Source organism: Promicromonospora sp. NPDC090134 (genome assembly GCF_044746965.1).
In the GTDB taxonomy this organism is placed as follows: Bacteria; Actinomycetota; Actinomycetes; order Actinomycetales; family Cellulomonadaceae; genus Promicromonospora.
The window spans coordinates 927,098-952,772 of sequence record NZ_JBIVCZ010000001.1 but is presented as its reverse complement, the minus strand read 5'-3'; the positions used below and the strand labels follow the sequence as shown (position 1 = coordinate 952,772).

The following is a 25,675-nucleotide window of genomic DNA, read 5'->3' as shown; positions in this document are numbered from 1 at the left end:
AGGAATTGTGCTCCTGCGGCGGCTACCGCGCAAGACCCTCCGCGGCGGAGAGGGTGCCGGTGAGGTAGCGCTGGAGGGTGGGACCCACGAGCCGCGCCACCTCGGCCGGGGCGAGCGCGGCGAGCGGCTCCACCGGGATCAGGTAGCGGGTGAGCAGCACGCCCGACATCTGCGAGGCGACGAGCGCGGTGCGCAGCGGGGCGTCGGGCACCGCGAGCGCGCGCATGACGGGCGCCAGGATGGCCGCGCCGATGAACTGCGGCAGCAGGCCGCGCAGCTCGGGATCAGACATCACGGCCGGGATGACCACGCGGACCGTGTCCCCGCCGTCGAAGTCCCAGATGCCGATGACCCCCTCCACGAGGCGCTCCCCGAGCGACTCGACGGGGCCGGCGGACACCCGCTCGACCACCTTGTCCGGCTCGATCCCCGCGACGCCGAGCGTCGCCGTCAGCAGGCGCGCCTTGTCGGGGAACCAGTGCCGCACCGTGCCCGGGTCCACCCCGGCACGCCGGGCCACGGCCCGGAGGGAGGCCGCCTGGTAGCCGTTCTCGACGAACTCGTCACGGGCGGCGGCCAGGATCTCGGCGCGGGCGTCCTGCCCGGCAGGACGGCGGCCCCGCCGGGGCGCGGGATCAGGTTGGGCCATCCCGCCATTCTCGCCCACCGGCGCAGAGCGCCGAGATAGAACTGTGGCGAGGTAGAACCGCAGCACGAGTCTGCGGTTCTACCTCGCCACGGTTCTACCTCGGCGGGACGGGGGTCAGCGGGTGGCCGACGCCCGCTTCTTGTTCCAGACGTCGAACGCGACGGCCAGGAGCAGCACGATGCCCTTGACGATCTGCTGCGTCGACTGGTCGACGCCCATGAGCGACATGCCGTTCGACATGACGGCCATGATCAGACCACCGACCATCGCGCCGGTCACGGTGCCGATGCCGCCGGTCACGGCGGCGCCACCGATGAAGCACGCCGCGATCGCGTCGAGCTCGAACATGTTGCCCGCGGCCGGCTGCGCGGCGCTCGACCGGGCCGAGAACACGATGCCCGCGATCGAGGCGAGGAAGCCCATGTTCACGAACATCCAGAAGTTCACACGCTTGACCCGGACGCCGGAGAGCTGTGCCGCGGCGAGGTTGCCGCCGATGGCGTAGACGTGGCGGCCGAACACGCTGTGCTTGGTGATCAGCGTGTAGGCCAGGACCAGCACGGCCAGGATGATCAGCACGGCGGGCAGGCCGCGGTACGTGGCGAGGTTGTAGGCGAACCACATGACGACGGCGGCGACCACCACGATCTTCAGCACGAACAGGACCGGTGCCTCGACCGTCTGGTTGTAGGCGACCCGGGCCCGGCGGTTGCGCCAGGAGTTGTACGCGAAGCCCAGCACGCCGATCGCGAAGATGACCAGGGTGAAGGTGTCGTAGCCGTAGCCGCCGAGCAGGCCGTTGAGGAAGCCCGTGGCGATGCTCGTGTACTCGGCCGGGAACGGCGAGAGCGAGACGTTGTTCAGCACCTCGAGCGTGAGGCCGCGGAACAGCAGCATGCCTGCCAGCGTCACGATGAACGCTGGGATGCCCACATAGGCGACCCAGAATCCTTGCCAGACGCCGACCAGCAGACCTGTGCCGAGGGCGGCCAGCACGCCGACCCACCAGGGCAGGCCGTTCCGGATCACGACGACGGCGGCGACGGCGCCGGTCAGCGCGACGACCGACCCCACCGACAGGTCGATGTGCCCGCCGATGATGATGATCACCATGCCGATGGCGAGGATCAGGATGTACGAGAACTGCAGCACGAGGCTGGTCAGGTTGCGCGAGCTGAGCAGCAGTCCGTCGGTGAGCACCGAGAACAGCACGATGATCAGCACGAACGCGATGTAGATACCGCTGGTGCGGATGTTCCGGGTGAGCAGGTCCCGGAGGTTGGCGATGCCGGTCATGCCGTCGCCTCCTGCTTGTCCTGCGTGTTCTCCTGCGTCATGAGGGCCATGAGTCCTTCCTGGGTGGCGGAGGGCACGTCGACCTCGCCGGTGATGCGGCCGAAGGCCAGGGTGTAGATGCGGTCGCAGATCCCGAGGAGCTCGGGGAGCTCCGACGAGATGACCAGCACGGCCTTCCCCGCCGCGACCAGCTCGTTGATGATGGTGTAGATCTCGTACTTGGCGCCGACGTCGATGCCGCGGGTGGGCTCGTCGAGGATCAGCACCTCAGGCGCGGTGTACAGCCACTTGGACAGCACCACCTTCTGCTGGTTGCCGCCCGAGAGCTTGCCCACCTCCACCAGCACGTTGGGGGTGCGGATGTTCATGGACGCGCGGTACTCCTCCGCGACCTTGAGCTCCTCGTTCTCGTCCACGAAGCCGTTCTTCGCCAGCTTGCCGAGGCTCGCCGCCGAGATGTTCCGGCGGATGTCCTCGATGAGGTTGAGCCCGTACTGCTTGCGGTCCTCCGACACGTAGGCGATGCCCGCCTTGATCGCGTCCGGCACGTCGTGCACGTCGACCGGCTGGCCGTGGATGTAGGCCGTGCCGCTGATGTCCCGCCCGTAGGAGCGGCCGAACAGCGACATCGCGAGCTCCGTGCGCCCGGCGCCCATGAGGCCGGCGATGCCGACCACCTCGCCGGCCCGGACGTTGAGGTTCGCGTTCTCGACGACGACGCGCCCGACCTGGGTCGGGTGGTACACCGTCCAGTTCTCGATGCGCAGCACCTCGTCGCCGGGGTTGGACACGCGGTCGGGGTACCGGTTGTCGAGATCACGGCCCACCATGCCGCGGATGATGCGGTCCTGGATCTCGTCGGACGAGGCGCCCGCCGTGGCCATGTCGAAGGTCTCGATCGACCGGCCGTCCCGGATGATGGTGGTGCGGTCCGCGATCTCGGCGATCTCGGCCAGCTTGTGGGAGATCATGATCGACGTGATGCCCTGCTCCTTGAACTGCCGGAGCAGGCCGAGCAGGTGCTCGGAGTCGTTGTCGTTCAGCGCCGCCGTCGGCTCGTCGAGGATGAGCAGGCTCACGTCCTTCGAGATCGCCTTGGCGATCTCCACGAGCTGCTGCTTGCCCACGCCGAGCGCGGAGATGGGCGTCGTGGGCGACTCGCTCAGGCCCACCCGCGTGAGCAGGGCGGCGGCCTCGGAGTTGGTCCTGTTCCAGTCGATGGCGCCGCCGGCCCGGAGGCGCTCGTTCCCGAGAAAGATGTTCTCGGCGATCGACAGGTACGGGACGAGAGCGAGCTCCTGGTGGATGATCACCACGCCCCGCGCCTCGGAGTCGTTGATCGTGCCGAACGCGGCGGTCTCGCCGTCGAGCACGATGTCGCCCTCGTAGGTGCCGTGCGGGTACACACCCGACAGCACCTTCATGAGGGTGGACTTGCCCGCCCCGTTCTCGCCGCAGATCGCGTGGATCTCGCCCCGGCGGACGGTGAGGTTGACGTCCTGGAGTGCCTTGACCCCAGGAAATGTCTTGGTGATGCCGCGCATCTCGAGGATGTCGGTCGGCGCCGAATCGGCCATGCCAGTCCTTGTCGCGTACTTGTCGCCAATAGTGAGGGTGCGAGGCCGTGCCCGCCCGACGGCCCCGTGTCAGGCCGTCAGGTCACCTGGGTGACCTGACGGCCTGACACGGGTCAGCGGTGTCGAGCCGGTGTCGCGAGGAGGTCAGACCTACTCGTCGACCTGACCGGAGGCGACCTCGTCCTCGGTGAGGTAGCCGGAGTCGACCAGCTCGGCCTGCAGGTTGTCCTTGGTGACGATCACCGTGGGCAGCAGGTACGACGGCACGACCTTCACGCCGTTGTCGTAGGTGTCCGTGTCGTTCGCCTCGGGCTCGTTGCCCTCGAGGAAGGACGTGGCGGCGGTGACGGCCTGCTCGGCCAGCAGACGCGTGTCCTTGAAGATGGTCGAGTACTGAGCGCCGTCGACGATCAGCTTGGCGGACGACGCCTCGGCGTCCTGGCCCGTGATGATCGGCATCGCGAGGTCGCCCTTGCCGTAGCCGGAGTTCTCCAGGGCCGTGATGATGCCGCGCGAGATGACGTCGGCCGGGGCCAGCACGCCGTCGACGGTCACGTCACCCTTGGTGTACGTGGAGGTCAGCAGGTCCTCCATGCGCTTCTGCGCACGCTCCTGCTCCCAGCGCTGGATGGCGACCTTGCCGAAGTCGACCTGCTCCGAGGGCACCACGAGCGTCTTGTCGTCGATGTACGGCTGGAGCACCGACATCGCGCCGTCGAAGAAGAACCCGGCGTTGTTGTCGTCGGGCGAGCCGGCGAACAGCTCGATGTTGAACGGGCCCTCGGGCGCGTCCGCGGCCTCCTCGCCGTTCTCGTCGAGGATGCCCAGGCCGGTCAGCAGCGAGGTGCCCTGCTGCACGCCCACCTGGTAGTTGTCGAACGTGACGTAGAAGTCGACGTTCTCCGAGTCGCGGATCAGGCGGTCGTAGGAGATGACCGGGATGTCCGCGGCGGCGGCGGCCTCGAGCTGGCTGCCCAGCGCGGTGCCGTCGATCGAGGCGATGATGAGCGCCTCGGCACCCTTGTTGATCATCGCGTCGATCTGCTGCTGCTGGGTCGGGATGTCGTCGCCCGCGAACTGCAGGTCGACGTCGTACCCGGCCTCCTCGAGACCCGTCTTCACGGCGTCGCCGTCGGCGATCCAGCGCTCGTACGTCTGGGTGGGCATGGCCACACCCACGAGGCCGCCGGCCTCGCCGTCCCCGGCACCATCACCCGCGCCACCACCGGCGCCGGCACCGCCACCGCCACACGCGGCGAGCGAGACGGCCATCGCGCCCGTTGCCAGCGCGGCCAGACCACGCGTTGCCCACAGCTTCCTTGCCATGACTTCTCCTCTTCGAGTGTTGCCCGGGCAACGTCTCTGCAACCCGGCCGACTTCACTTTGTGAACGCAACAGATTGTGAACGCTCACAAGCCCATTGGTCAAAGTCGCGTCGGCTGAACCCCGCCACGACCCATCGGTGACGGGGTTCACCGTAGCCGTGGTCCGGGAAAAGTAAGGAAGCCTTCTTGAATGGTTACGGCATCGAGACCGTCAACCGGCCGGGAGTCGGGTCAAGGAAGTCTGAGCCTCGGCCGGCCCGCCGCGCGGGCCGGCCGACGTCATCGGACGCTGCCGAGCGACAGCCCGCCCTGCCAGTACCTCTGCAACGAGAGAAACGCTGCGACCAGCGGAACCACCGACAGGAACGACCCCGTGACGATCAGGTTCCACACCTGCTCGCCACCCGCGCCGGCGTTCGAGAGGGCCTGCCAGTTGTAGATGCCGACCGTCACCGGCAGCAGGTTGGGGTCTCGCAGGACCGCCAGCGGCAGGAAGAAGTTGTTCCATGTCGCGACCGTGGTCAGCAGCAGCACGGTCACGATCGCCGGCCGGAGCAGCGGCAGCACCACCTGGAAGAAGAGGCGAAGTTCACCCGCGCCGTCGACCCGCCCGGCGTCGAGCACCTCCTCCGGCACCGCGTCCTGGGCGTAGACCCGCACGAGGTAGACGCCGACCGGGCTGAGCAGCGACGGCAGGATGACCGCCCACATCGTGTTGAGCAGCCCCATGCCGCTCAGCAGCACGAACGTGGGAATCACGAGAGCCGTCATGGGCACCATGACCGAGCCGAGCAGCAGCGCGAAGAACGCCGAACGCCCCCGGAACCGGTACTTGGCGAGACCGTAGCCCGCGAGCACGGAGAGCGCCGTCGCGCCCACGCCGCCGGCGATCGCGTACACGAACGAGTTGCGGAACCACGTCCAGTAGATGCCGCCCTGGTGCGTGAACAGCCCCGCGATGTTGTCCCAGAGCGCGAAGTCGGGGCCGAACCAGAGCGCGTCCCCGGCGAACAGGCCCGCGTTCGTCTTGGTGGACGCCACGGCGAGCCACCACAGCGGGACCACGAAATAGATCGCCAGGAGCACGAGCACCACGTGCGAGCCCAGGCGGCGGCCCTGGCCCACGGGGGCCGACGTGTCCCGCGTCGTGCGGTCGGCGCGGGTTCCGGAAAGAAGGGTCGAGGTCGCCATCACTTGAGCCCGCTCTGCTTGCGCGTCAGGAACAGGAACACGTACGAGCCCACGAACACGAGGAAGCCGAGCGCGAACGCCAGCGTCGAGGCGTAGTTGAACTGGCTGTAGTTGAACGCCGTGGCGAACGCGTACATGTTCGGGGTGTAGTCGGACGGGATGGCGCCCTGCGCGGAGGACCTCAGCACCTGCGGCTCCGTGAAGAACTGCAGGGTGCCGATGAGCGCGAAGACCACGATCATCACCATCGACGACGAGATCATCGGCACCTTGATGCGCAGCGCGATCTGGCGGCCGTCCGCGCCGTCGAGCACCGCGGCCTCGTAGACCGACGGGTCGATCGACCGCAGGGCGGCGTAGATGATGATCATGTAGTAGCCCACCCACTGCCAGGTCACGATGTTGACCAGCGACCCGAAGATGTTGGCGGAGCTGAGGAAGTTCGGCGCCGTCAGGCCCACCAGGCCGAACACGTCCTGCGCCGGGCCGAACCGGGGGCTGTACAGGAAGCCCCACATGAGCGCGCCGATCACCGCGGGGATCGCGTACGGCACGAAGATCAGCAGGCGCGTGGCCCGGCTGAGCCGCGTGGCGAGCGTGTCCAGCAGGAGCGCCGCCACGAGCGCGACCACGATCTGCACCGGCACCATGACCAGCACGAACCGGAGCACCCGCCACAGACCCTCCAGGAACACCGGGTCCGTGAACGCCTTGACGTAGTTGTCGGCGCCCACGAACACGCTGCGCCCGGCCGTGGCGATGCCCTTGTTGTGCAGGCTCATCCACAGCGCGTAGCCCAGCGGCAGCACGAGGAACACCGCGAACACCGCGGCGAACGGCGCCACGTAGACGTATCCCCAGCGCTGCCGCCGGCTGGCGATCTTGCTGGTGGGGCGGGACGCGGACGGCGCGACGGCGCTCTTGCTCGCACTCATTCGGAGACCGTGAAGCCCTGCTCGGTGGCGTACTGCACCAGCCCGTCCTGGACGGTGCCCAGCGCGGTCGCGGCGTCCGTGCCGTTCTGCACCATGTCGTACAGGGCCTGGGTCTGCTGGTCGTAGGCGTAGACCTGGAACGGGCTGAACGAGAAGCCCTGGTACCCGTTGGCCGCGTCCAGGAACACCTCCTCGTTGATCTTCTGCCCGCCGAAGAACGGCGCCTCGAGGCCCGTGAACCAGTCCGACTCGAGCATCGGCTTCCACTGCGGCCACAGGGCCGCCTCCTCGACGCCGAGCTTCCACGCCTCGTCGGTGTCGAACAGCTCCTTGGCCACGGTCGCCGCGGCCTCCGGCTGCTCGGACTGCGCGGTCACGGCGAAGGTCGAGCCACCCCAGTTCACCTGCACCGGGTTCTCCGGGTCCCACTGCGGCAGCGGGGCCGCGCGCCACTCGGCGTCGGCGTCCGCCTCCGACAGGCCCTGCAGGTAGCCGGGGCCCCACGCGGCCGCGAGGTAGACGGCGTACGTGCCGTCCACGAGCGCCGCGTTGTAGTCGGTGGTGAAGGCATCCTCGGTGGCCACCAGGTCGTCGTCGATCAGGCCCTTCCAGTAGCTCAGGACCTCCTCGGCCTCCGGGCTGTCGACGGTGATGCCCACCTCGGTCGGCTTGGCGGCGTCGTACTGGAACGGCTCCCAGCCGTTCTGGGCGAACAGCGCGTAGTTGAGCGCGTTGCCGTTGGTCGGGAAGTCGGTGATGTGCCCCTCGAAGCCCGCGTCGCGCAGGTCCTGGGCGGCGGTCGCGAACTCGTCCCAGGTGGTCGGCACCTCGACGCCGTACTCCTCGAAGATGTCGGCGCGGTAGAGCATGCCCATGGGGCCGCCGTCCACGGGGATCGCGTAGACCGCGTCGCCGTTGGAGACGTCCGACCAGGAGCCGGGCGTGTAGTCGCCCTCCAGCTCGGCGGCGCCGTACTCGGACAGGTCGACGAGCGACTCGAGGATCGTGAAGGTGGGCAGCACCTCGGCCTCGAGCATGATCACGTCGGGCGCGCCGGTGCCGGCCTCGATGGCGGTCTGGAACTTGTTGTACTCGTCCGCGCCCTGGCCCGCGTTGGTCCAGCAGACCTGCAGGTCGGTGTGGGTCTCGTTGAAGTTGTCCACGACCGACTCGAACGACGGGTACCACGCCCACACCGTCACCTGGGCGGCGTCGGGCTGCTTGATCTCGTTGGTGCAGGTCGCCTCCTCGGCGCTCCCGCCACCGCCGGAGCAGGCCGTGAGGCCGATGGCGGATACGGCCACGGCAGCTGCGGCGGCCACGCCTCGGCGTCGGGCTGAAGTACGCATCCGAGTCCTCCTTGATTCGGTGCTCCGCGGTCGAGGGACCACGTCGCTCCCGGCGTCGTCACCGGGGTCACTTTTCAACGTTGTAGGAACGCCGGGCACCGTTCTACCGGCAACCATGCCGCCGTGGCAAGAGGTGGACGCGGTGATCGGTGGTTCGTCAGGCCCAGGTCATGTCGACGGCCACCTGCTCGGTGCCGCCCGGCTGGACGCCCACCACGTCGCCCTGCTCGCCCGTGGACTCGCGCCCCACGATCCGGGAGTCCGGCACCACCCTGCGGAACGGCGCCGGGTCGCCGGACGCGCCGATGCGCTCCAGCAGCAGCTCCACCGCGGTGTGCGCGATCTGGTCCCGGCCCGGGTCCACGGACGAGAGCGCGGGGACGGAGTACCTCGCGTCGTCGACGTCGTCGAACCCGATGAGCGCGACCTGCCCCGGCACGTCGATCCGGTGCGCGTGCAGGGCGTGCAGCGCACCGAGCGCCAGCGCGTCGTTGAGGGCGAAGACGGCGTCGATCTCCACCCCGTCGTCGAGCATCCGGCTCATCGTCTCGGCGCCGGTCGAGCGGTGCCAGAGGCCCGCCTCGCCGACCAGCTCCGGGTCGAACGGCAACCCGGCCTCCGCCAGCCCCTCCCGGTAGCCCTCGGTCCGGAGCGCTGCCGACCCGACCTGCTCCCCCTCGTGCGCCCCGATCACCGCGATCCGACGCCGTCCCAGCGACGCCAGGTGGAGCGTCGCCGCCTTGGCCGCGGCCACGTTGTTCATCGTCACGTGGTCGGCGGGCGCCCCGAACACGCGCTCGCCGAGGATCACCAGGGGGAAGTCCACGGAGAACAGGCCGATGTCGTCGGGCCCCAGCGCCAGCGGCGAGAAGATCAGCCCGTCGGTGAGGTGCCGGCGCCGGCCCGAGAGCACCTCGGTCTCCCGCTCGCGGCTGGCGCTGGTCTGCTCGATGAGCACGGTCCAGCCGGCGGCGTCGGCGGCCGAGATGACGGCGTCGGCGAGCTCCGCGAAGTACGGGAGCGACAGCTCGGGGACCGCCAGGGTGATCAGCCCGGTGCGCCGCGTGCGGAGGTTCCGCGCGGACATGTTGACGCGGTAGCCCAGCTCCTCGATCGCGGCCTCGACGCGTTCCTTGGTGGCGGCGCGGATGTACGGGTACCCGTTCACCACGTTCGACACGGTCTTGATGGAGACGCCGGCGCGCTGCGCCACGTCGTGCATCGTCACGGCCACGCTGCCTGCCTCCGCTCGTCAGGTTTGTCCACAGGGTAGAGGACGGGCATCGCTGCCGCGTCGTCCATCGGCTAGTGTGCAACGTTGTAGAACCGCCGACCGATCAGCGAGGAACAATGACGACCTCCCGCACCCGCGTCCTGCTGCACCCCGACTTCACCGTGGGTACCGTCGACCGCCGCCTCTTCGGCTCCTTCGTGGAGCACCTGGGACGCGCCGTGTACACGGGCATCCACGAGCCCGGCCATCCGACGTCGGACGAGCACGGCTTCCGCCGCGACGTCGCCGACCTGACCCGCGAGCTGGGCGTCACGACCGTCCGGTACCCCGGCGGCAACTTCGTGTCGAACTACCGGTGGGAGGACGCCGTCGGGCCCGTGGAGCAGCGCAAGCCGTTCCTCGACCTCGCCTGGCGCACCGTGGAGCCCAACCTCGTGGGCACCGACGAGTTCCTGCAGTGGGCCGAGCGCGAGGGCATCCAGCCGATGATGGCGGTCAACCTCGGCACGCGCGGCGTCGAGGAGGCCGTAGCCCTGCTCGAGTACTGCAACGGCGCGGCCGGCACCCGCTGGGCCGACCTGCGCATCGCCAACGGCCGCGAGGAGCCCTACGGGGTCAAGCTCTGGTGCCTCGGCAACGAGATGGACGGCCCGTGGCAGATCGGGCACAAGGACGCGCACGAGTACGGCAAGCTCGCCCGCAACGCGGGCGCCGCGATGAAGCTCGTGGACCCGTCGATCGAGCTGGTCGCGTGCGGCTCCTCCTCGATGCAGATGCCCACGTTCGGCGAGTGGGAGCGCACCGTCCTGGAGTACACGTACGACCTGGTGGACCACATCTCGATGCACGCCTACTACGAGGAGGTCGACGGCGACCGCGCGTCGTTCCTCGGCTCGGGCACCGCGATGGACCGGTTCATCGAGCGGGTCGTGTCCTCGGCCGACGCCGTGGGGGCGCAGCGCCGCTCCGACAAGAAGATCACCGTCAGCTTCGACGAGTGGAACGTCTGGTACCTGACCACGCGGTTCCCGGGCGAGGAGAACCTGCCGATCCAGCGGGACGCGCCGCGCATCATCGAGGACGTCTACTCGGGGCTCGACGCCGTGGTGGTGGGCGACCTGCTGGTCACGCTGCTGAACCACGCCGACCGGGTGCCCGTGGCGTGCCTGGCCCAGCTCGTCAACGTGATCGCGCCGATCATGACCGAGCCGGCCGGCGAGGCCTGGCGGCAGCCCACGTTCCACCCGTTCGCGACGACGGCGCGCCTCGCGCAGGGCGAGGCGCTCGACCTGCGGGTCACCACGCCGACCCTCACCACCAAGGCCCACGGCGAGGTGCCGTCGGTGACGGCGGCGGCCACGCTGTCGGACGGGGCCGTGGCGCTGTTCCTGACCAACCGCTCGGCCGAGCCGGTCGAGGTCGAGCTGGCGCACCCGGGCGCGGCGCTGGGGATCACCGAGGGCTGGTCGATGACAGCCGACCACGAGCCCGCCGTCGTCGGCCCGGAGCACGCGGCGAAGGTGGCCGAGAAGCACTGGGGCGCGTTCGACGTCACCGGCCGGGTGACCCCGGGAGGCGCCGCCGGTGCCGCCGGCGGCAGCACCACGATCACCTTGCCGCCGGAGTCGTGGACGGCGCTGTCGGGCACCCTCACCTCGTCCTGAGCACATGACACGTGTCAGACGTACAGGTCACCGGAGTGACCTGTACGTCTGACACGGCGGGAGCGCGAGAGGCAGAGGGTCAGGACTCGCTGTCGAAGCCCAGGCCGCCGTCTGCCTCCGCCGCGCGCCAGAAGTCGCGCAGCATCTCCTCCGGCGTGTGCAGGTTGTGCCGGCTCGCCACGGGCTCCTCGTCGCCCGAGATCGCCTTGACCTCGTCGTGGATGCGCTCCATCGAGGTGTCGAGCGACCACGCGACGTCGGCGGCGAGCTTGAGGGAGTCGGTCAGGTGCCGCGGCACGTCGCCGTCGTACTTGTAGTAGATCTTGTGCTCCAGGCTCGCCCAGAAGTCCATGGCGATGGTCCGGAGCTGGATCTCGACGATCACCTTCTCGACCCGGTCGGACAGGTACACGGGGATCTGCACGATGAGGTGCAGCGACTTGTACCCCGTCGCCTTCGGGTGCTTGATGTAGTCGCGCTCCTCGAGCAGCGTCAGGTCGGCCTGCTGGAGCAGCATGTCGCGCACCAGGTAGATGTCGTTGACGAAGCTGCAGGTGATCCGCACCCCGGCGACGTCGAACATCTGGTTCCGCACGCCCTCCGGCGTCAGCGGGATGCCCTTGCGCCGGCACTTGGCGACGATCGACTCGAACGACTTGAGCCGCGACCCCACGTGCTCCACGGGGTTGTAGTTCTGCATGTGCCGGAACTCGTCCCGCAGGATCGAGACCTTGGTCATGACCTCGTCGATCCCGAACTTGTAGGTCAGCACCAGGCGGCGGAGGTCGGCGACCAGCTGACGTAGCTCGGCAGGGTCAGGCATGGGGCGTTCCCGGACGTCCTCGGGCAGCTTGCTCACGGGACCACCGTACGGGGTGACGGTGGTCCCGTGGGCGTGAACCGGCTAACGCTCCTGAAGACGCAGGAACGTGATCGAGTGGGCGGGGAAGTCGTACGTGAACGCCGACCCGCCGCCGGACCTGGACACGTCGAGCCGGGTCCTGCTCTCGACGGGCACCACCCGTTCGGGCTGGGTCTTGGTGTTCCTGGCCGACGGCGCCCCGCTCATCTCGGTGACCTCGGCACGGGAGGCCACCTCGGCCCCGGCGACCGACACCGACGTACGCGCCACCGACTCGTACGGGTTGACGACCTTGAGCATCAGGTCGCCGGTGCGCTCGTCGCGCGTCACCACCTGGTACAGCGACTCGGTGGTCGGTTCGGTGTAGGTCAGCTGCAGCGCACCGTCGAGGTAGAGCTTGATGGTGCGCCCGGAGACCACGACCTTCACGTGGTAGTCCCGGCCCGTCTCCATCGAGTGCCCCTCCACGGCCGCGACCTCGTTCGCCGAGCTGTTGTCGGCCCGCTGCAGCGCCTGCCGGGTGTTGTTCCACCCGCCGAGGTTCCACCAGTAGAAGTCGTCCCGGCCGCCGGCTGCGAAGCCGATCAGGAACGCCTCGCTGCCGCCCAGCTTCCGGGCGTCGAGCTCCAGGGTGTAGTTGTCCCAGTCCTTGGCGTACGCGTCCGCGATGATCGAGCGGGCGTCGGTGACGTTCCCGGCCGACTGCACGTACTCGCCGTCCGCCACCGCCCACGATCCGGACTGCGGGTCCCAGCCCGACCCGTCGTCGAACGAGTCCGAGAAGAGCACGTCGCCGGACGCGTTGTCGGTGACCACGACGTCGTCGTAGGCGGCCCGGGTGTTCCAGGTCGACAGGAAGACGCCGCCCGAGATGTCCGCGGGCGTCTCCTCCGGGCCGTCGTGCGTGGACGGGACCACCTGGTCGCCCGTGTTCGTCATGAACATCTTCTGCGTCCAGTACGACGTCGAGCCCCATGACTCGTCGTTGTCGAACCACATCATGTCCGGGGACCACTGCACGTAGTCCTCGTTGGCGAACATCGGGGCGTAGGACGCGAGCTCCACGAGGTCGGAGTTGCGCTCGATCCCGGTCATGTACGCCGCCTCGGACAGCGCGTTCGACCACGCGTTGCCCCGCGAGGCGTACTCACCGAGAAAGACGTGCGGCCCCTCGCGGTCGTAGGAGTCGTACCGCTCGGCGTTCGACAGGAACCATGACGGGTCGTTGTAGTAGTGCTCGTCGACCATCGCGACGCCCTGCTCGCGGTTGAAGTCCCACAGCTCCTCGAACCGGGCGCCGGTGTCGTCCGGGCCCGAGTTGGAGATCACGGTGACCTCCGGGTGGGCCGCCTCGACGGCGTCGCGGAACCGCGGGAAGTTGGCCTGGAAGGTGTCGGTGTTCTCCTCGTTGCCCAGGCCGATGTACCTCAGGCCGAACGGCTTGGGGTGCCCCAGCGAGGCGCGCACCTTGCCCCACTCGGTCCGCACCGACCCGTTGGCGAACTCGATGAGGTCCACGGTGTCCTGCACCCAGCGGTCGATGCGGGCGTCGTCGGTCATCTCGGGGATGGTGCTGCCGCAGCCGTTGGCGCCCACCGAGAGCACGGGCAGCGGCGTCGCGCCCAGGTCCTCGGCGAACTCGAAGTACTCCAGGTAGCCCAGGCCGTAGGTCTGGTTGTAGCCCCAGAAGTTCCAGTTGGTGGGCCGCTCCTCGACCGGCCCGATGGTCTCCTTCCACTGGTAGGTCCGACGGCGGTCGGCGCCGTCGGACTCCAGGTACGTGTCGAAGGTGCCCACGTTGGTGACGCAGCCGCCCGGGAACCGCAGGAACGACGGCTCCAGGTCGGCGACCTTCTGGGCGAGGTCCTTGCGCAGCGCCGAGCGCCCGTTGACCGGACCCACCCAGGTGTCGCGCGGGAACAGCGAGACCATGTCCAGCCGCAGGGTGCCGCGAGCGCCGCCGGTCACCACGAGCCGGGCGTCGTTCACGGTGCGGTTCGCCATGAGGGTGGCCGTGTGCTTCTTCCAGCGGTCGGAGCCGTTGACGGCGACCGTGGTCGACGCGTACGTCGTCGAACCGTCGGGCGACTCCAGGCTGACGGTGACGCGCTGCCCGCGCTCGGCGCGGGCGAACACCGAGAAGTCGTACTTCTTGCGCCGCTCGATCGCGAAGCCCTCGTTGTAGCTCGCGTTCCGTACGCTGACGCCGGGGCCGTCGGCCTCGACCGTCAGGTAGGCCCGGTTCGACGCGTTGAGCCACTCGCCCCGCTCGGACTCCACGACGGCGGTGCCCGTCGAGTCCCGCTGCACCACGTCCCAGCCGGTCATGCCGGTGAAGCTCGCGTTGTCGGTCGCGGCGAACTCGAAGGACCGGTTGCGGACCAGCTCGGCGTACAGGCCGCCGTCGGCGGCGTAGTTGATGTCCTCGTAGAAGACGCCGTAGAGGTCGTCGCTCATCTCCGTGCCGGCGGCGTCGGCGTCGACCTCCAGGGTGTGCTCCTGGACCGAGGTCTCGGCGGGCGGGTACGCCGCGAGCAGGCGGTCCCGCTCCTCGGCGGTGATCGGCAGCACCGTCCCGTGCCGCGGGCTGGCCGGCAGGATCGCGTCGAGGTTGGCCGTCCACTCGCCACTGGCGAGGTCGTCCGTCTCGAAGAGCATGTAGCCCTGGCCGCCGTGGTAGCTCGGCTGGTCCTGGAGCAGGAACCAGCGGTCATCGGTGAGCGACGGGAACAGCGTGGGGCCCTCGCCCCCGGTGAACGTGCCGCCCCAGGGGTTGGGCTGCCCGAACCCGACCCGCTCCTTGATGAGGTCCCAGCCGTCGCCGTCGGACACGCCCTGGGTGCGGCGCAGGTCGGTGGACGACTCCTGCCGCATCCCCATGTACGACTCGTCCTTGGTGAGGCGGTAGTAGACGCCGTCCTCCTGCGCGACCGTGGAGTCGATCATGCCGAGGCCGTCGCCCTGCGGCTCGTCGATCCAGGCCTGCGGCTCCGAGAAGGTCTCGAAGTCGGTGGTGGTCGCGTACAGCATGCGCTGGTAGGAGTCGCGGATGTCGCGCTCGGCGGGCGGGACGTCCTCGGGGTAGAGCGCCGAGGCCCAGTAGACGACGAACTCCCCCGCCGCCTCGTCCCAGTAGGCCTCGGGCGCCCACAGGTTGCCGGCGTTCTCGGGCGCCAGCTCGATCTCGCGCTGCTCGCCCCAGCTCACCAGGTCGGTGGACTCCCAGACCATGATCGACCGGCTGCCGGTCTCCTGGGCGTCGCCGAAGTTGCCGCCGCCGTAGATCTGCAGGTCGGTGGCGAGCAGGTAGTAGGTGCCGTCCCCGCCGCGGATGAGGAACGGGTCGCGCAGGCCCTTGGTCCCGAGGTCGGAGGAGAGCACGGGCTCGCCGCCGTTCAGCGTGGTCCACTCCAGCGGGTCGGGCCCGTCCGAGACGGCGAACGAGATCGTCTCGCCGTCCGCGGTGGACTCGCCCGTGAAGTAGGGGAAGAAGTAGGCGGCGTGCTCGCCGTCCGCGGCGGTGCCCGACGCCAGGGCGGGGGCGGCCGGACCGGCCGGGGTGGTGGCCGCCGCGACCCCGGGGACGGCAAGCCCCAGGCTCAGTGCTGCCGCCACCAGGGCGGTCCTGCGTCTCGTCGATCTCTTCATCGTTGTAATCCCTCTCGTCACTTCGTTGTGGCTGTCGGATCAGATCACGGTGGGACTGTGGCGCTGACTCGGCATGGCGGGCTCGCCGGGTCAGTGGGTTGGTCGGACCCCGCCCCTGACTCGGCGCAGGCGGTGCGGCGAGTCAGGGGCGGGGTACCAGGGTTACGTGCGGCGGAGGCTCAGGACGCGCTGGAGCAGCACGAAGATGAGCAGCAGCACGCCGATCACGATCTTGGTCCACCAGGAGCTGAGGGTGCCCTCGAACGTGATGATGGTCTGGATCAGGCCGAGCACCAGCACGCCGAGCACGGAGCCGAGCACGAACCCCGTGCCGCCGGTGAGCAGCGTGCCGCCGATGACGACGGCCGCGATGGCGTCGAGCTCCATGCCGACGCCGGTCAGCGAGTAGCCGGACCGGAAGGCCATCGCGAACAGGAGGCCGCCGAGCCCGGCGCAGGTGCCGCTCACCACGTAGGCGAGCACCTTGGTGCGGGCCACGGGCAGGCCCATGAGCAGCGCGGACTGCTCGCCGCCGCCGATCGCGTACACCGTGCGGCCGAACCGCGTGAAGTGCAGCACGAGGAACCCGATACCCACCACGATCAGCGCGATCAGCACGCTGGAGGTCATGCGCCACTCGCCGAAGATCTGCACCCAGGTGGCCAGCTCGATGAACACCGGGTTGTCGATCGCGATGGACTCCGGCGCGATGAGGAAGCACAGCCCGCGCGCGAGGAACATGCCCGCGAGGGTCGCGACGAACGGCTGCACCTGGAAGTAGTGGATCATCACGCCGTGCGCCAGGCCGATCACCGTCCCGGCGAGCACGGCGAGCGGGATCACCACGGCCACCGGCCAGCCGGCCTGGAGCAGGGCCGCGGTGATCACCGTGGACAGCGCCAGGACCGACCCGACCGACAGGTCGATGCCGCCCGTGAGGATCACGAACGTCATGCCCACGGCAAGCACGATGAGGTGCGCGTTGTTGATGAACAGGTTGGAGATCACGGCGGGCGTCAGGAAGTTCTCGTACCGGGTGCCGCCGACGACGAGCATGAGGGCGAGCACCACGAACGTGCCCAGGACCGGCAGGTAGCGCCGGTCCAGCCGGGTGGGGAGCCGCAGCCCGCGGCGGGCGCGCGGGGTACGGGCGGGGGCCGACGTCGTCATCAGGCCTTCACCTCCGTCGAGTCGGGGGTCGAGTCGGGGGTCGAGTCGGGGCGAGCGGTGGGCCGCGGCCCGGTCGGTGCCACGACCTGGCGGCGGCGCGCGGCCGTGAGCCGCTCCCGCATCCGGGGCGACTGGAGCAGGGTCACGGCGATCACGACGAGCGCCATGAACAGGGGCGTGACCAGCGGCGAGATGCCGAGCACGGTGACGGTCCGCTCCAGGGTGGCGATGACCAGCGCACCGACCAGGGTGCCCGACAGGTTGAACTTGCCGCCCGAGAGCGCCGTCCCGCCGATCACCACCGCGAGGATCGCGTCGAGCTCGATGAACAGGCCGGCGTTGTTGGCGTCCGCGGCCATGGTGTCGGCACTGATCAGCAGACCGGCCAGGCCCGCGAACAGGCCCGACGCCGTGTACACGGTCCAGGTCAGCGTCCTGGACCGCACGCCGGAGAGCCGGCTGGCGGCGGGGTTGATGCCCGTGGCCTCCAGCAGCATGCCGAGCGCGGTGCGCCGCACCACGAACGCGACCACGGCGAACACGCCGAACGCGATCACCGCCGCCACGGGCAGGCCGAGCCAGAACCCGGAGCCCAGCACCTTGAACGGCGCGCTGTTGACGGTGGTGATCATGCCGCCGGTGATCAGCATGGCCACGCCGCGGCCCGCCGTCATGAGGATGAGCGTGGCGATGATCGGCTGGATGCCGAGCGCCGCGACCAGGAACCCGTTCCACACGCCCAGCACCAGGCAGAGCGCCAGGGCCAGGCCGATGGCGGTGAGCACGGTGACCGGCGACTCCGGGTCCGGCGAGGACGCGATGTGCGACAGCGCGACCGCCCCGGAGACCGCGACCACCGCGCCGACCGACAGGTCGATGCCGCGCGTCGCGATGACCAGCGTCATACCGAGGGCGACGAGCAGCAGGGGCGCCGTCGTCCGCAGGATGTCGATCGGGGCCCCGAAGAGGTGGCCGTCCCGGACGGTGATCGCGAGAAAGCCCGGCCGGGCGACCGTGTTGGCGACCAGCAGCGCGACCAGCGCGGCCACGGGCCAGAACAGGTGGTGGCGCAGGACGTCCCTCACGCTGCCCCACCTCCCGCGATGAGGCCGACCACCTGGTCCATCGTGGCTCCGTTCCCGTCGATCTCCGCGACCTTGCGGCGGTCGCGCAGCACCGCGATGCGGTGCGAGAGGCGCAGCACCTCCTCCAGCTCCGCGGAGATGAAGACGACGGACATGCCGTCGGCGGCCAGCTCGGCCACCAGCTTCTGGATCTCCGCCTTCGCGCCGACGTCGATGCCGCGCGTCGGCTCGTCCAGCACCAGCAGCTTCGGCGCGGTGGCCAGCCACCGCGCGAGCAGCACCTTCTGCTGGTTGCCGCCGGACAGGTTGCGCAGCAGCGCCTCCGGGTTGGCGGGCCGGATGCCGAGCTGCTTGATGTACCGCGCGACCAGCTCGTCCACCTGCCTGCGGGGCAGCGGCCGCATCCAGCCGCGCTCCGCCTGGAGCGCGAGCACGATGTTCTCCCGCACGGTGAGGCCGTCCACGACGCCCTCGCCCTTGCGGTCCTCGGACGTGTACGCGATGCGGTGGCTCATCGCCGCGCGCGGGTTCCGCAGGCGCGTCGGCCGCCCGGACACGCGGGCCTGCCCGACGTCGGCCCGGTCGGCGCCCGTGAGCAGGCGCGCGAGCTCCGTGCGGCCCGAGCCGAGCAGCCCGGCGAGGCCGACCACCTCACCCTCGTAGAGGTCGAGGTCGAACGGCTGCACCGAACCCTTGCGGCCCAGGCCGACCACCTGCAGCAGCGGGGTGGCGTCGGCGGGGCGCTCGGCCTGCTCCAGCACCTCTTCCGCGGCCTCCAGGACGTCCATGGACCGGCCGATCATGTGCTGCACCAGCTCCGCGGCGGGCAGCTCGGCGGTCACGTACTCCCCCACGAGGGTGCCGTTGCGCAGCACCGTCATCCGGTCGGAGACCTCGTAGACCTGGTCCAGGAAGTGGCTGACGAACAGGATCGCGACGCCGTCGGCGCGCAGCGTGCGCATGACGGTGAACAGGTGCTCGACCTCGTCCGTGTCCAGGCTGGAGGTGGGCTCGTCGAGGATGAGCACCTTGCAGTCGCCCACCGTGGCCCGGCAGATCGCCACGAGCTGCTGCACCGCCAGCGAGTGCGACCCCAGGGACGACGCCGGGTCGATGTCCAGGCCCATCCGCTCCAGGTGCGTCGCCGCCTGCCGGCGGATCGCCCGCCAGTTCAGGCCGCCCAGCACCCGCGGCTCCGCGCCGAGCATGATGTTCTCCGCGACCGTGAGGTTCTCGCAGAGGTTGACCTCCTGGTACACGGTGCTGACGCCGTGCGCCCGGGCGTCGGCGGGACCGCTGAACCGGCGCTCGACGCCGTCCACACGGATGGTCCCCGCCGTCGGCGAGTGGACGCCCGTCAGGGCCTTGATCAGGGTGGACTTGCCCGCGCCGTTCTCGCCCATGAGGGCGTGGATCTCACCGGGGCGCAGGCTGAAGTCGACGCCGTCGAGGGCCTTGACCGGTGGGAACTCGACGCTGATGCCGGTCATCTCGACGACGGGTGGTGTTGTCTGCTGGGTCATCCTCGACCTTCTGTCTGGCGTGCTGCGACACCCTGGCTACGTGCTCCGTCGCCGAGGCGGGGCGCCCGTCGCGCGGGCGCCCCACCTCGGTCGCGGCCGGTCAGTACTCGCGGGTGGGCAGCGCTTCCTTCGCCGCCTCCTGGTCGAACGCCTCGTCCTTGACCACGATGCGCTTCTCGACCTCCTCGCCGGCGAGGACCTTCTCGGCGATGTCCGCCAGGTCCGGGCCGAGCAGCGGGTTGCACTCGACGATGTAGTTGATCTTGCCGTCGGCGAGCGCCTGCATGCCGTCCTTGACGGCGTCGATCGTGATGATCTTGATGTCCTCGCCCGGCGTCAGGCCGGCGGCCTCGATCGCCTCGATCGCGCCGAGCCCCATGTCGTCGTTGTGCGCGAACACGAGGTCGATGTCGTCGTGGGCGTTGAGGAAGCCCTCCATGACGGTCTTGCCCTCGGCGCGCGTGAAGTTGCCGGTCTGGCTGTCGATGATCTCGATGTCGGAGCCCTCGATGGCGGACTCGAAGCCCTCCTTGCGGTCGATCGCCGGCGCGGCGCCGGTGGTGCCCTGGAGCTCGACCGCCTTGTAGCCCTCGCCGTCGTACTGCTCGACGGCCCACTCGCCGGCCATCTCGCCCTCCTTGACGAAGTCCGAGCCGATGAACGACTCGTAGAGGGTCTCGTCGCTGGAGTCGACGGCGCGGTCCGTGAGGATCACGGGGATGCCGGCGGCCTTGGCCTCCTGGAGCACGGCGTCCCAGCCGGTCTCGACCACCGGGGAGAACGCGATGACGTCCACGCCCTGCGTGATGTAGGAGCGGATCGCCTGGATCTGGTTCTCCTGCTTCTGCTGCGCGTCGGAGAACTTCAGGTCGAACCCGTTCTCCGCGGTGAGCGTGTCCTGGATCGACTTGGTGTTGGCGGCGCGCCACCCGGACTCCGCGCCGACCTGCGAGAAACCGAGCGTGATGACGCCGTCGTTGGCGGCAGCGCCGGTCTCGCCACCACCGCCGGTCTCAGTACCTGCGTCCGAGCTGCACGCACCGAGTGCGAACAGCGCGGCTGCCGACACTGCGGCCAGAACGGTACGGGTCAGGGTCGTGCGTGCCATGTCTCCTCCTTGAGATCCCGCACTGCATCGTGCGGGTGCTAGCGGCGTGGTGCCCGTTGGAATGTTAGCGCTCACAAATACAGACCGAAAGTGGAGGACGTCACATTCCAGTAACGAGTCTGTCTCGTTTGCCCCAGTAAGGGAACGGAACGAGCCAACTGGCGCGATCCCCGCATTGCTCGCGCATCTTCGCCTTGCGACGGGTCCGGGGCGTCATCCCGACGGCGGATCCCCCGACCGGACGCGCCGTGGTCTGCTGGACCCGAAGGCACGACGACGGGAGACAGCCATGGAGATGAGCCTCGCCGAGGAGTACCTGCTCCTCGCCCTCGACGACACCTCGGGCCGGCCGCTGATCGGCGCGCAGCACCTGCAGTTCGCGCTGGCCGGGGCGACGGTCGCCGAGCTCATGCTGCGGGGCGCGCTCGACGTGTCCGACGGCGTCGACGGCGGGCAGAAGGGCAGGTTCCGCGTGACCGGCCGGGCCACGCCGTCGGACCCGGTGCAGCTCGAGATCCTCGGGCTGCTGGACGGCCGCAAGCCCAAGGATGCGATCCGGAAGATCGGGCAGGGCAGCTTCGCCCGGACGCTGCGCGAGACGCTGCAACAGGGGCTGGCCGCGCGGGGCGTGCTGCGCGAGGAGCAGGTCAAGGTGCTCGGGCTGTTTCCCAGCACCACGTGGAAGACGCACGACCCGGCACCGGAGGCCGCCGTCCGCGAGCGGGTGCTGGCCGCCCTCACCGGGAGCGCGGACCTGGACGAGGCGATGGCGGCTCTCGTCTCGCTGCTGCACGCGACCGACCTGATCCGCAGGCTCTTCCCCGACCAGGACCGGCAAGAACTGAAGCGGCGGGCGAAGGAGATCGCCGACTCGGAGTGGGCGGGCGCGGCGGTGAAGCGGGCGATCGACGACCTCAACGCGGTGATGATCGCCGTGATGGCCTCGACGACGGCCGCAACCACGGCAGGCACCACCTGACCCTGCCGAGACAGAACCGCAGCGAAATAGCACAGGGCGAGACAGAACCGCAGCGCACCGTGCGCGCACGCTGCGGCTCTATCTCACCCCGGTTCGACTACTTCGGCAGGAGGGTCAGAAGCCCTGGGCCAGGCGGTAGTACGCCTGGTTGTGACGCACCTGGTCGGCGAAGCCGCGGCGCGTCGTGTCCTCGTCGATGACCAGCAGCTCGGTGCGCGCGATGTCCGCGAACACCTCGAACGCCTCGATGCCCGCGGCGGTCGACATGACGGTGTGGTGCGCGCCGCCCGCCGTCAGCCACGACTCGGCGGAGATCTCGAACGACGGCCGGGGCGCCCACATGGCCCGGGCCACGGGCAGGTTCGGCAGGTCGCGCGGCGGCGTGACGACGTCGACCACGTTCGCCGTCAGGCGGAACCGGTCGCGCATGTCGGCGAGCGACACCACCACGGCGCCCTCGACGGCGTCCGCGGAGAACACCATGCGGACCGGGTCCTCCTTGCCGCCGATGCCGAGCGGATGGATCTCGATGCGCGGCGTCGAGGTGGTCAGCGACGGGCAGACCTCCAGCATGTGCGCGCCGAGGATGAGCTCGGAGCCGGGGGTGAGGTCGTAGGTGTAGTCCTCCATGAGACTGGCCCCACCCGGGAGACCGAGCCCCATCACCTTGGCCGCACGGACGAGCACCGCGGTCTTCCAGTCGCCCTCGGCGCCGAAGCCGTAGCCCTTCTCCATCAGGCGCTGGACCGCCAGGCCCGGGAGCTGGCGCAGGGCGCCGAGGTCCTCGAAGTTGGTGGTGAACGCCTTGGCGCCGGCCGCCTCCAGGAAGCCCTCCAGGGCGATCTCCTGGCGCGCGGCGTACCGCAGCGACTCGTGCCGCTCGGCGCCGGCGCGCAGCTCGGCGGCGACGTCGTACTTCGCCTCGTACTCCGCGACGACGGAGTCGATCGCGGACTCCTCGACCGCGTCCACCGCCGCGACCAGCTCGTTGACGCCCCAGGTGTTCACCGAGACGCCGAACCGCAGCTCGGCCTCGGTCTTGTCGCCCTCGGTGACCGCGACGTTGCGCATGTTGTCGCCGAACCGGACCAGCTTGAGCTCGTGCGTGGCGGCCCAGCCGGCCGCGCCGCGCACCCAGGTGCCCACCCGGCGGGTGACGGCCGGGTTGGAGACGTGCCCCACCACCGTCGTCCGCGCGACGCCGAGCCGGGTCGCGATGTACGCGTACTCCCGGTCGCCGTGCGCGGCCTGGTTGAGGTTCATGAAGTCCATGTCGATCTCGTCCCAGGGGAGCTCGACGTTGGCCTGCGTGTGCAGGTGCAGCAGCGGCTTGCGCAGCGCGTCCAGGCCCGCGATCCACATCTTGGCGGGGCTGAACGTGTGCATCCAGGTCACGACGCCCAGCACCTGGTCGTCGCCGTTGGCGTCGAGCATGGCGCGGCGGATGGCGGCCGAGTCCTTCAGGACGGGCTTCCACACGACCTTGACCGGCACGTCGGACGACGCGTCCAGGGCGCGGGCGACCTCCTGGGACTGCTCCGCGACCTGGGCCAGGGTCTCCTCGCCGTAGAGGTCCTGGCTCCCGGTGAGGAACCAGACCTCACGGTCCGCGTAGGGCTTGGTGCTCATGCCTGTCCTTCCGTGGTGGTCGCGGCCTGCTGGCCGTAGACGTTCTGGTAGCGGTCGTAGAGGGCGTCGATGTGCTGCTGCTCGATCGGCACGGGCTCGCCGAGCTGGCGGGAGACGTGCACCGTGCGGGCGACCTCCTCGACCATCACGGCGGCCTTCACGGCGGCGCGTGCGTCCTTGCCGATGGTGAACGGGCCGTGGTTGCGCATGAGCACGGCGGGGCTGCGGTGGCCGCTGAGGGTCTCGACGATGCCGCGGCCGATCGAGTCGTCGCCGATGATCGCGAACGGCCCCACGGGCACCGGCCCGCCGAACTCGTCGGCCATCATCGTCAGCACGCACGGCACCTCCTCGCCGCGCGCGGCCCAGGCCGTCGCGTACGTGGAGTGCGTGTGGACGACGCCGCCCACCTCGCGCATGTGGCTGTACACGTAGGCGTGCGCCGCGGTGTCCGACGACGGCGCCCGGGTCCCGTCCACGAGGTTGCCGTCGAGGTCGCAGACCACCATGTCGGCCGGCGTGAGGTCGTCGTAGGAGACGCCCGACGGCTTGATGACGAACAGGTCGGCGCTGCCGTCCGGCACCTCGGTGTTCGGCACCCGCTGTGACACGTTGCCGGCGGTCCAGACCACGAGGTCCCAGCGCGGCAGCTCCGCGTGCAGGTCCGAGACGACGGCGCGGACGCGCGCCACCTCCTCCTGGACGGCCGGCGAGTAGTCGGTCAGTGTCTTGCTCATCAGTCGCTCTCCTGCGTCGTGTCTCGGGTGCGGAGCGCGGCGACGGCGGCGCGCTCGACCGCCAGGCCCGCGCTGTAGCGCTCCAGGAAGGCGGCGTAGCCCGCCACGTCGGCGGCGTCCGGCTCGACGACGTCGAGCGCGGCGTCCGCGAACACCTCGGTGCCCAGGTACTCGCCCAGGTCCTTCGCCGGGGCGGCCGCGCCGGCCGCGGACGCCCGGTAGGCGGCCAGCACGGCGATGCCCCAGGCACCGCCCTCGCCCGCCGTGCGGCCCACGGCCACCGGGGCGCCGAGCGCGGCGGCCAGCAGGCGCTGGGCCACGCCCTCGGTCTTGAACATGCCGCCGTGCGCGAACATCGCGTCCAGCTCGACCCGCTCCTGCGCGAGCACGCGCATGCCGAGGCTCAGGGTGCCGAACGCGCTGTAGACCTGCGTGCGGGCGAAGTTCGCCAGCGTGAGCCGGCTGTCCGGCGTGCGGGTGAACAGCGGGCGCCCGGCCTCCAGGCCGGTGATGGGCTCCCCGGACAGGTAGTTGTACGCGAGCAGGCCGCCGCCGTCGGCGTCGCCGTCCAGCGCGGACCGCAGGAACGCCTCGAAGACGGCGCCCGGCTCGGCCGGCTGGCCCAGGGCGGCCGCGAACTGGCCGAACACCTCGGCCCAGACGCCCAGCTCGCTGGCCCCGTTGTTGCAGTGCACCATCGCCACGAGGTCCCCGGCGGGGGTGGTCACGAGGTCCAGCTCGTCGTGCACCCGCTCCAGCGGCTGCTCCAGGACGACCATCGCGAAGATGCTGGTCCCGGCGCTCACGTTGCCGGTGCGCGGCGCCACCGAGTTGGTCGCCACCATGCCGGTCCCGGCGTCGCCCTCCGGCGGGCACAGCGGGATGCCCGGGCGGAGCGTGCCGCTCGGGTCGAGCAGGGCGGCGCCCTGCTCGGTCAGGACGCCGGCGTCCGCACCGGCGGGCAGGACGCCGGGCAGCAGGTCCGCGATGCCCCGGCCGAACCCGTGGCCTGCGGCCACCTCGTCGAACTGCGCCAGCATCCGCTGGTCGTAGCCCCTGGTCGCCGCGTCGATCGGGAACATGCCCGAGGCGTCGCCCACGCCGAGCACCTGCTGCCCCGTCAGCATCCAGTGCACGTACCCGGCCAGCGTGGTGACGTGCCGCACCCGCGGCACGTGCGCCTCCTCGTCGAGGATCGCCTGGTACAGGTGGGCGACCGACCAGCGCAGCGGGATGTTGTGCCCGAACAGCCCGGTCAGCTCCGTGGCCGCGCGCTCCGTGGTGGTGTTGCGCCAGGTGCGGAACGGCACCAGCAGCTCGTCCGCGTCGTCGAACGCGAGGTAGCCGTGCATCATCGCCGAGACGCCGATGGCGCCCACGGTGGTGGGCCGCACGCCGTACTGCCGCTCGACGTCGGCCAGCAGCGCGGCGACGGACTCCTGCAGGCCGGTCCGCACCGCCTCCAGCGAGTAGGTCCACACGCCGTCGACGAGCTGGTTCTCCCAGTCGTGGCTGCCGCTCGCGAGCGGGGCGTTGTCCGGTCCGACGAGGCACGCCTTGATCCGGGTGGAGCCGAGCTCGATGCCGAGTGCGGTCCACCCCTGCTCGATCGCCTCCCGGTGACCGGCGAGCTGCCCCGCTCCTTCGTCCTGCCGCTCCACCATCGTGGACCGCTCCGTCCTGCCCGCACCGTCGCGAGGCTTAGCTCGTGTC

Annotated in this window: 19 protein-coding genes; 2 read left to right on the top strand and 17 right to left on the bottom strand. The window is 70.1% G+C overall.

What is annotated here, in order from left to right; genetic code table 11:
• Nucleotides 1-22: 22 nt before the first annotated feature.
• The 8 genes from ACIPN7_RS04095 to ACIPN7_RS04060 all read right to left on the bottom strand — a co-directional run bounded on the left by ACIPN7_RS04095 (nucleotide 23) and on the right by ACIPN7_RS04060 (nucleotide 9,557).
• A complete protein-coding gene (locus tag ACIPN7_RS04095) occupies nucleotides 23-649 on the bottom strand; it encodes a TetR/AcrR family transcriptional regulator (protein WP_400538232.1) in 627 nt (208 codons plus the stop codon).
• Between the two features lie 114 nt (nucleotides 650-763).
• On the bottom strand, nucleotides 764-1,945 hold the full coding sequence (gene mmsB / locus ACIPN7_RS04090) for a multiple monosaccharide ABC transporter permease (RefSeq protein WP_400538230.1): 1,182 nt from the start codon (nucleotides 1,943-1,945) through the stop codon (nucleotides 764-766).
• Nucleotides 1,942-3,522, bottom strand: a complete 1,581-nt coding sequence (mmsA, locus tag ACIPN7_RS04085) for a multiple monosaccharide ABC transporter ATP-binding protein (protein ID WP_400538228.1) — start codon at nucleotides 3,520-3,522, stop codon at nucleotides 1,942-1,944. The genes mmsB and mmsA overlap by 4 nt, the downstream gene beginning before the upstream one ends.
• A 150-nt stretch (nucleotides 3,523-3,672) precedes the next feature.
• Entirely contained in the window at nucleotides 3,673-4,848 is a 1,176-nt protein-coding gene (gene chvE, locus ACIPN7_RS04080; RefSeq protein ID WP_400538226.1) for a multiple monosaccharide ABC transporter substrate-binding protein, read from the bottom strand.
• Nucleotides 4,849-5,127: 279 nt separating this feature from the next.
• Nucleotides 5,128-6,039 (bottom strand): carbohydrate ABC transporter permease, encoded by a 912-nt coding sequence (locus tag ACIPN7_RS04075; protein WP_400538224.1) that lies wholly within the window; start codon nucleotides 6,037-6,039, stop codon nucleotides 5,128-5,130.
• On the bottom strand, nucleotides 6,039-6,974 hold the full coding sequence (locus tag ACIPN7_RS04070; RefSeq protein ID WP_400538222.1) for a carbohydrate ABC transporter permease: 936 nt from the start codon (nucleotides 6,972-6,974) through the stop codon (nucleotides 6,039-6,041). The genes ACIPN7_RS04075 and ACIPN7_RS04070 overlap by 1 nt, the downstream gene beginning before the upstream one ends.
• Entirely contained in the window at nucleotides 6,971-8,323 is a 1,353-nt protein-coding gene (locus tag ACIPN7_RS04065; protein WP_400538220.1) for an ABC transporter substrate-binding protein, read from the bottom strand. Before ACIPN7_RS04065 ends, ACIPN7_RS04070 begins: the two co-directional genes overlap by 4 nt.
• 157 nt (nucleotides 8,324-8,480) lie before the next feature.
• Complete coding sequence (locus tag ACIPN7_RS04060) at nucleotides 8,481-9,557, bottom strand: LacI family DNA-binding transcriptional regulator (protein WP_400538218.1); 1,077 nt, start codon at nucleotides 9,555-9,557, stop codon at nucleotides 8,481-8,483.
• A 116-nt stretch (nucleotides 9,558-9,673) separates the two neighbouring features.
• Here ACIPN7_RS04060 and ACIPN7_RS04055 point away from each other — a divergent pair, with 116 nt between their 5' ends.
• Complete coding sequence (locus tag ACIPN7_RS04055) at nucleotides 9,674-11,221, top strand: alpha-N-arabinofuranosidase (RefSeq protein ID WP_400538216.1); 1,548 nt, start codon at nucleotides 9,674-9,676, stop codon at nucleotides 11,219-11,221.
• A 79-nt stretch (nucleotides 11,222-11,300) separates the two neighbouring features.
• Here the strand turns inward: ACIPN7_RS04055 and ACIPN7_RS04050 are convergent, their stop codons facing one another.
• From ACIPN7_RS04050 to ACIPN7_RS04025, 6 genes are all read right to left on the bottom strand, one after another.
• A complete protein-coding gene (locus ACIPN7_RS04050) occupies nucleotides 11,301-12,080 on the bottom strand; it encodes a GTP pyrophosphokinase family protein (protein WP_400538214.1) in 780 nt (259 codons plus the stop codon).
• 45 nt (nucleotides 12,081-12,125) lie between these two features.
• Nucleotides 12,126-15,731, bottom strand: a complete 3,606-nt coding sequence (locus ACIPN7_RS04045; RefSeq protein WP_400538212.1) for an alpha-L-arabinofuranosidase C-terminal domain-containing protein — start codon at nucleotides 15,729-15,731, stop codon at nucleotides 12,126-12,128.
• A 162-nt stretch (nucleotides 15,732-15,893) separates the two neighbouring features.
• The gene (gene yjfF / locus ACIPN7_RS04040) at nucleotides 15,894-16,901 is read right to left on the bottom strand and encodes a galactofuranose ABC transporter, permease protein YjfF (RefSeq protein ID WP_400538210.1); all 1,008 of its coding nucleotides are present in this window, start codon (nucleotides 16,899-16,901) and stop codon (nucleotides 15,894-15,896) included.
• Nucleotides 16,901-17,986 (bottom strand): ABC transporter permease, encoded by a 1,086-nt coding sequence (locus ACIPN7_RS04035; RefSeq protein WP_400538208.1) that lies wholly within the window; start codon nucleotides 17,984-17,986, stop codon nucleotides 16,901-16,903. Before ACIPN7_RS04035 ends, yjfF begins: the two co-directional genes overlap by 1 nt.
• A complete protein-coding gene (locus tag ACIPN7_RS04030) occupies nucleotides 17,983-19,509 on the bottom strand; it encodes a sugar ABC transporter ATP-binding protein (protein ID WP_400538206.1) in 1,527 nt (508 codons plus the stop codon). Before ACIPN7_RS04030 ends, ACIPN7_RS04035 begins: the two co-directional genes overlap by 4 nt.
• Nucleotides 19,510-19,609: 100 nt before the next feature.
• Nucleotides 19,610-20,617 (bottom strand): ABC transporter substrate-binding protein, encoded by a 1,008-nt coding sequence (locus ACIPN7_RS04025; protein WP_400538204.1) that lies wholly within the window; start codon nucleotides 20,615-20,617, stop codon nucleotides 19,610-19,612.
• Nucleotides 20,618-20,906: 289 nt separating this feature from the next.
• Here ACIPN7_RS04025 and ACIPN7_RS04020 point away from each other — a divergent pair, with 289 nt between their 5' ends.
• Nucleotides 20,907-21,596, top strand: a complete 690-nt coding sequence (locus ACIPN7_RS04020) for a GPP34 family phosphoprotein (protein WP_400538202.1) — start codon at nucleotides 20,907-20,909, stop codon at nucleotides 21,594-21,596.
• A 114-nt stretch (nucleotides 21,597-21,710) separates the two neighbouring features.
• Here the strand turns inward: ACIPN7_RS04020 and araA are convergent, their stop codons facing one another.
• Genes araA through ACIPN7_RS04005 form a run of 3 tightly spaced genes read right to left on the bottom strand, consistent with a single transcriptional unit; the run spans nucleotide 21,711 to nucleotide 25,626 of the window.
• Nucleotides 21,711-23,225, bottom strand: a complete 1,515-nt coding sequence (gene araA / locus ACIPN7_RS04015) for an L-arabinose isomerase (RefSeq protein WP_400538200.1) — start codon at nucleotides 23,223-23,225, stop codon at nucleotides 21,711-21,713.
• Complete coding sequence (locus ACIPN7_RS04010; protein ID WP_400538198.1) at nucleotides 23,222-23,962, bottom strand: L-ribulose-5-phosphate 4-epimerase; 741 nt, start codon at nucleotides 23,960-23,962, stop codon at nucleotides 23,222-23,224. The genes araA and ACIPN7_RS04010 overlap by 4 nt, the downstream gene beginning before the upstream one ends.
• The gene (locus tag ACIPN7_RS04005; RefSeq protein ID WP_400538196.1) at nucleotides 23,962-25,626 is read right to left on the bottom strand and encodes a xylulokinase; all 1,665 of its coding nucleotides are present in this window, start codon (nucleotides 25,624-25,626) and stop codon (nucleotides 23,962-23,964) included. Before ACIPN7_RS04005 ends, ACIPN7_RS04010 begins: the two co-directional genes overlap by 1 nt.
• Between the last annotated feature and the right edge of the window lie 49 nt (nucleotides 25,627-25,675).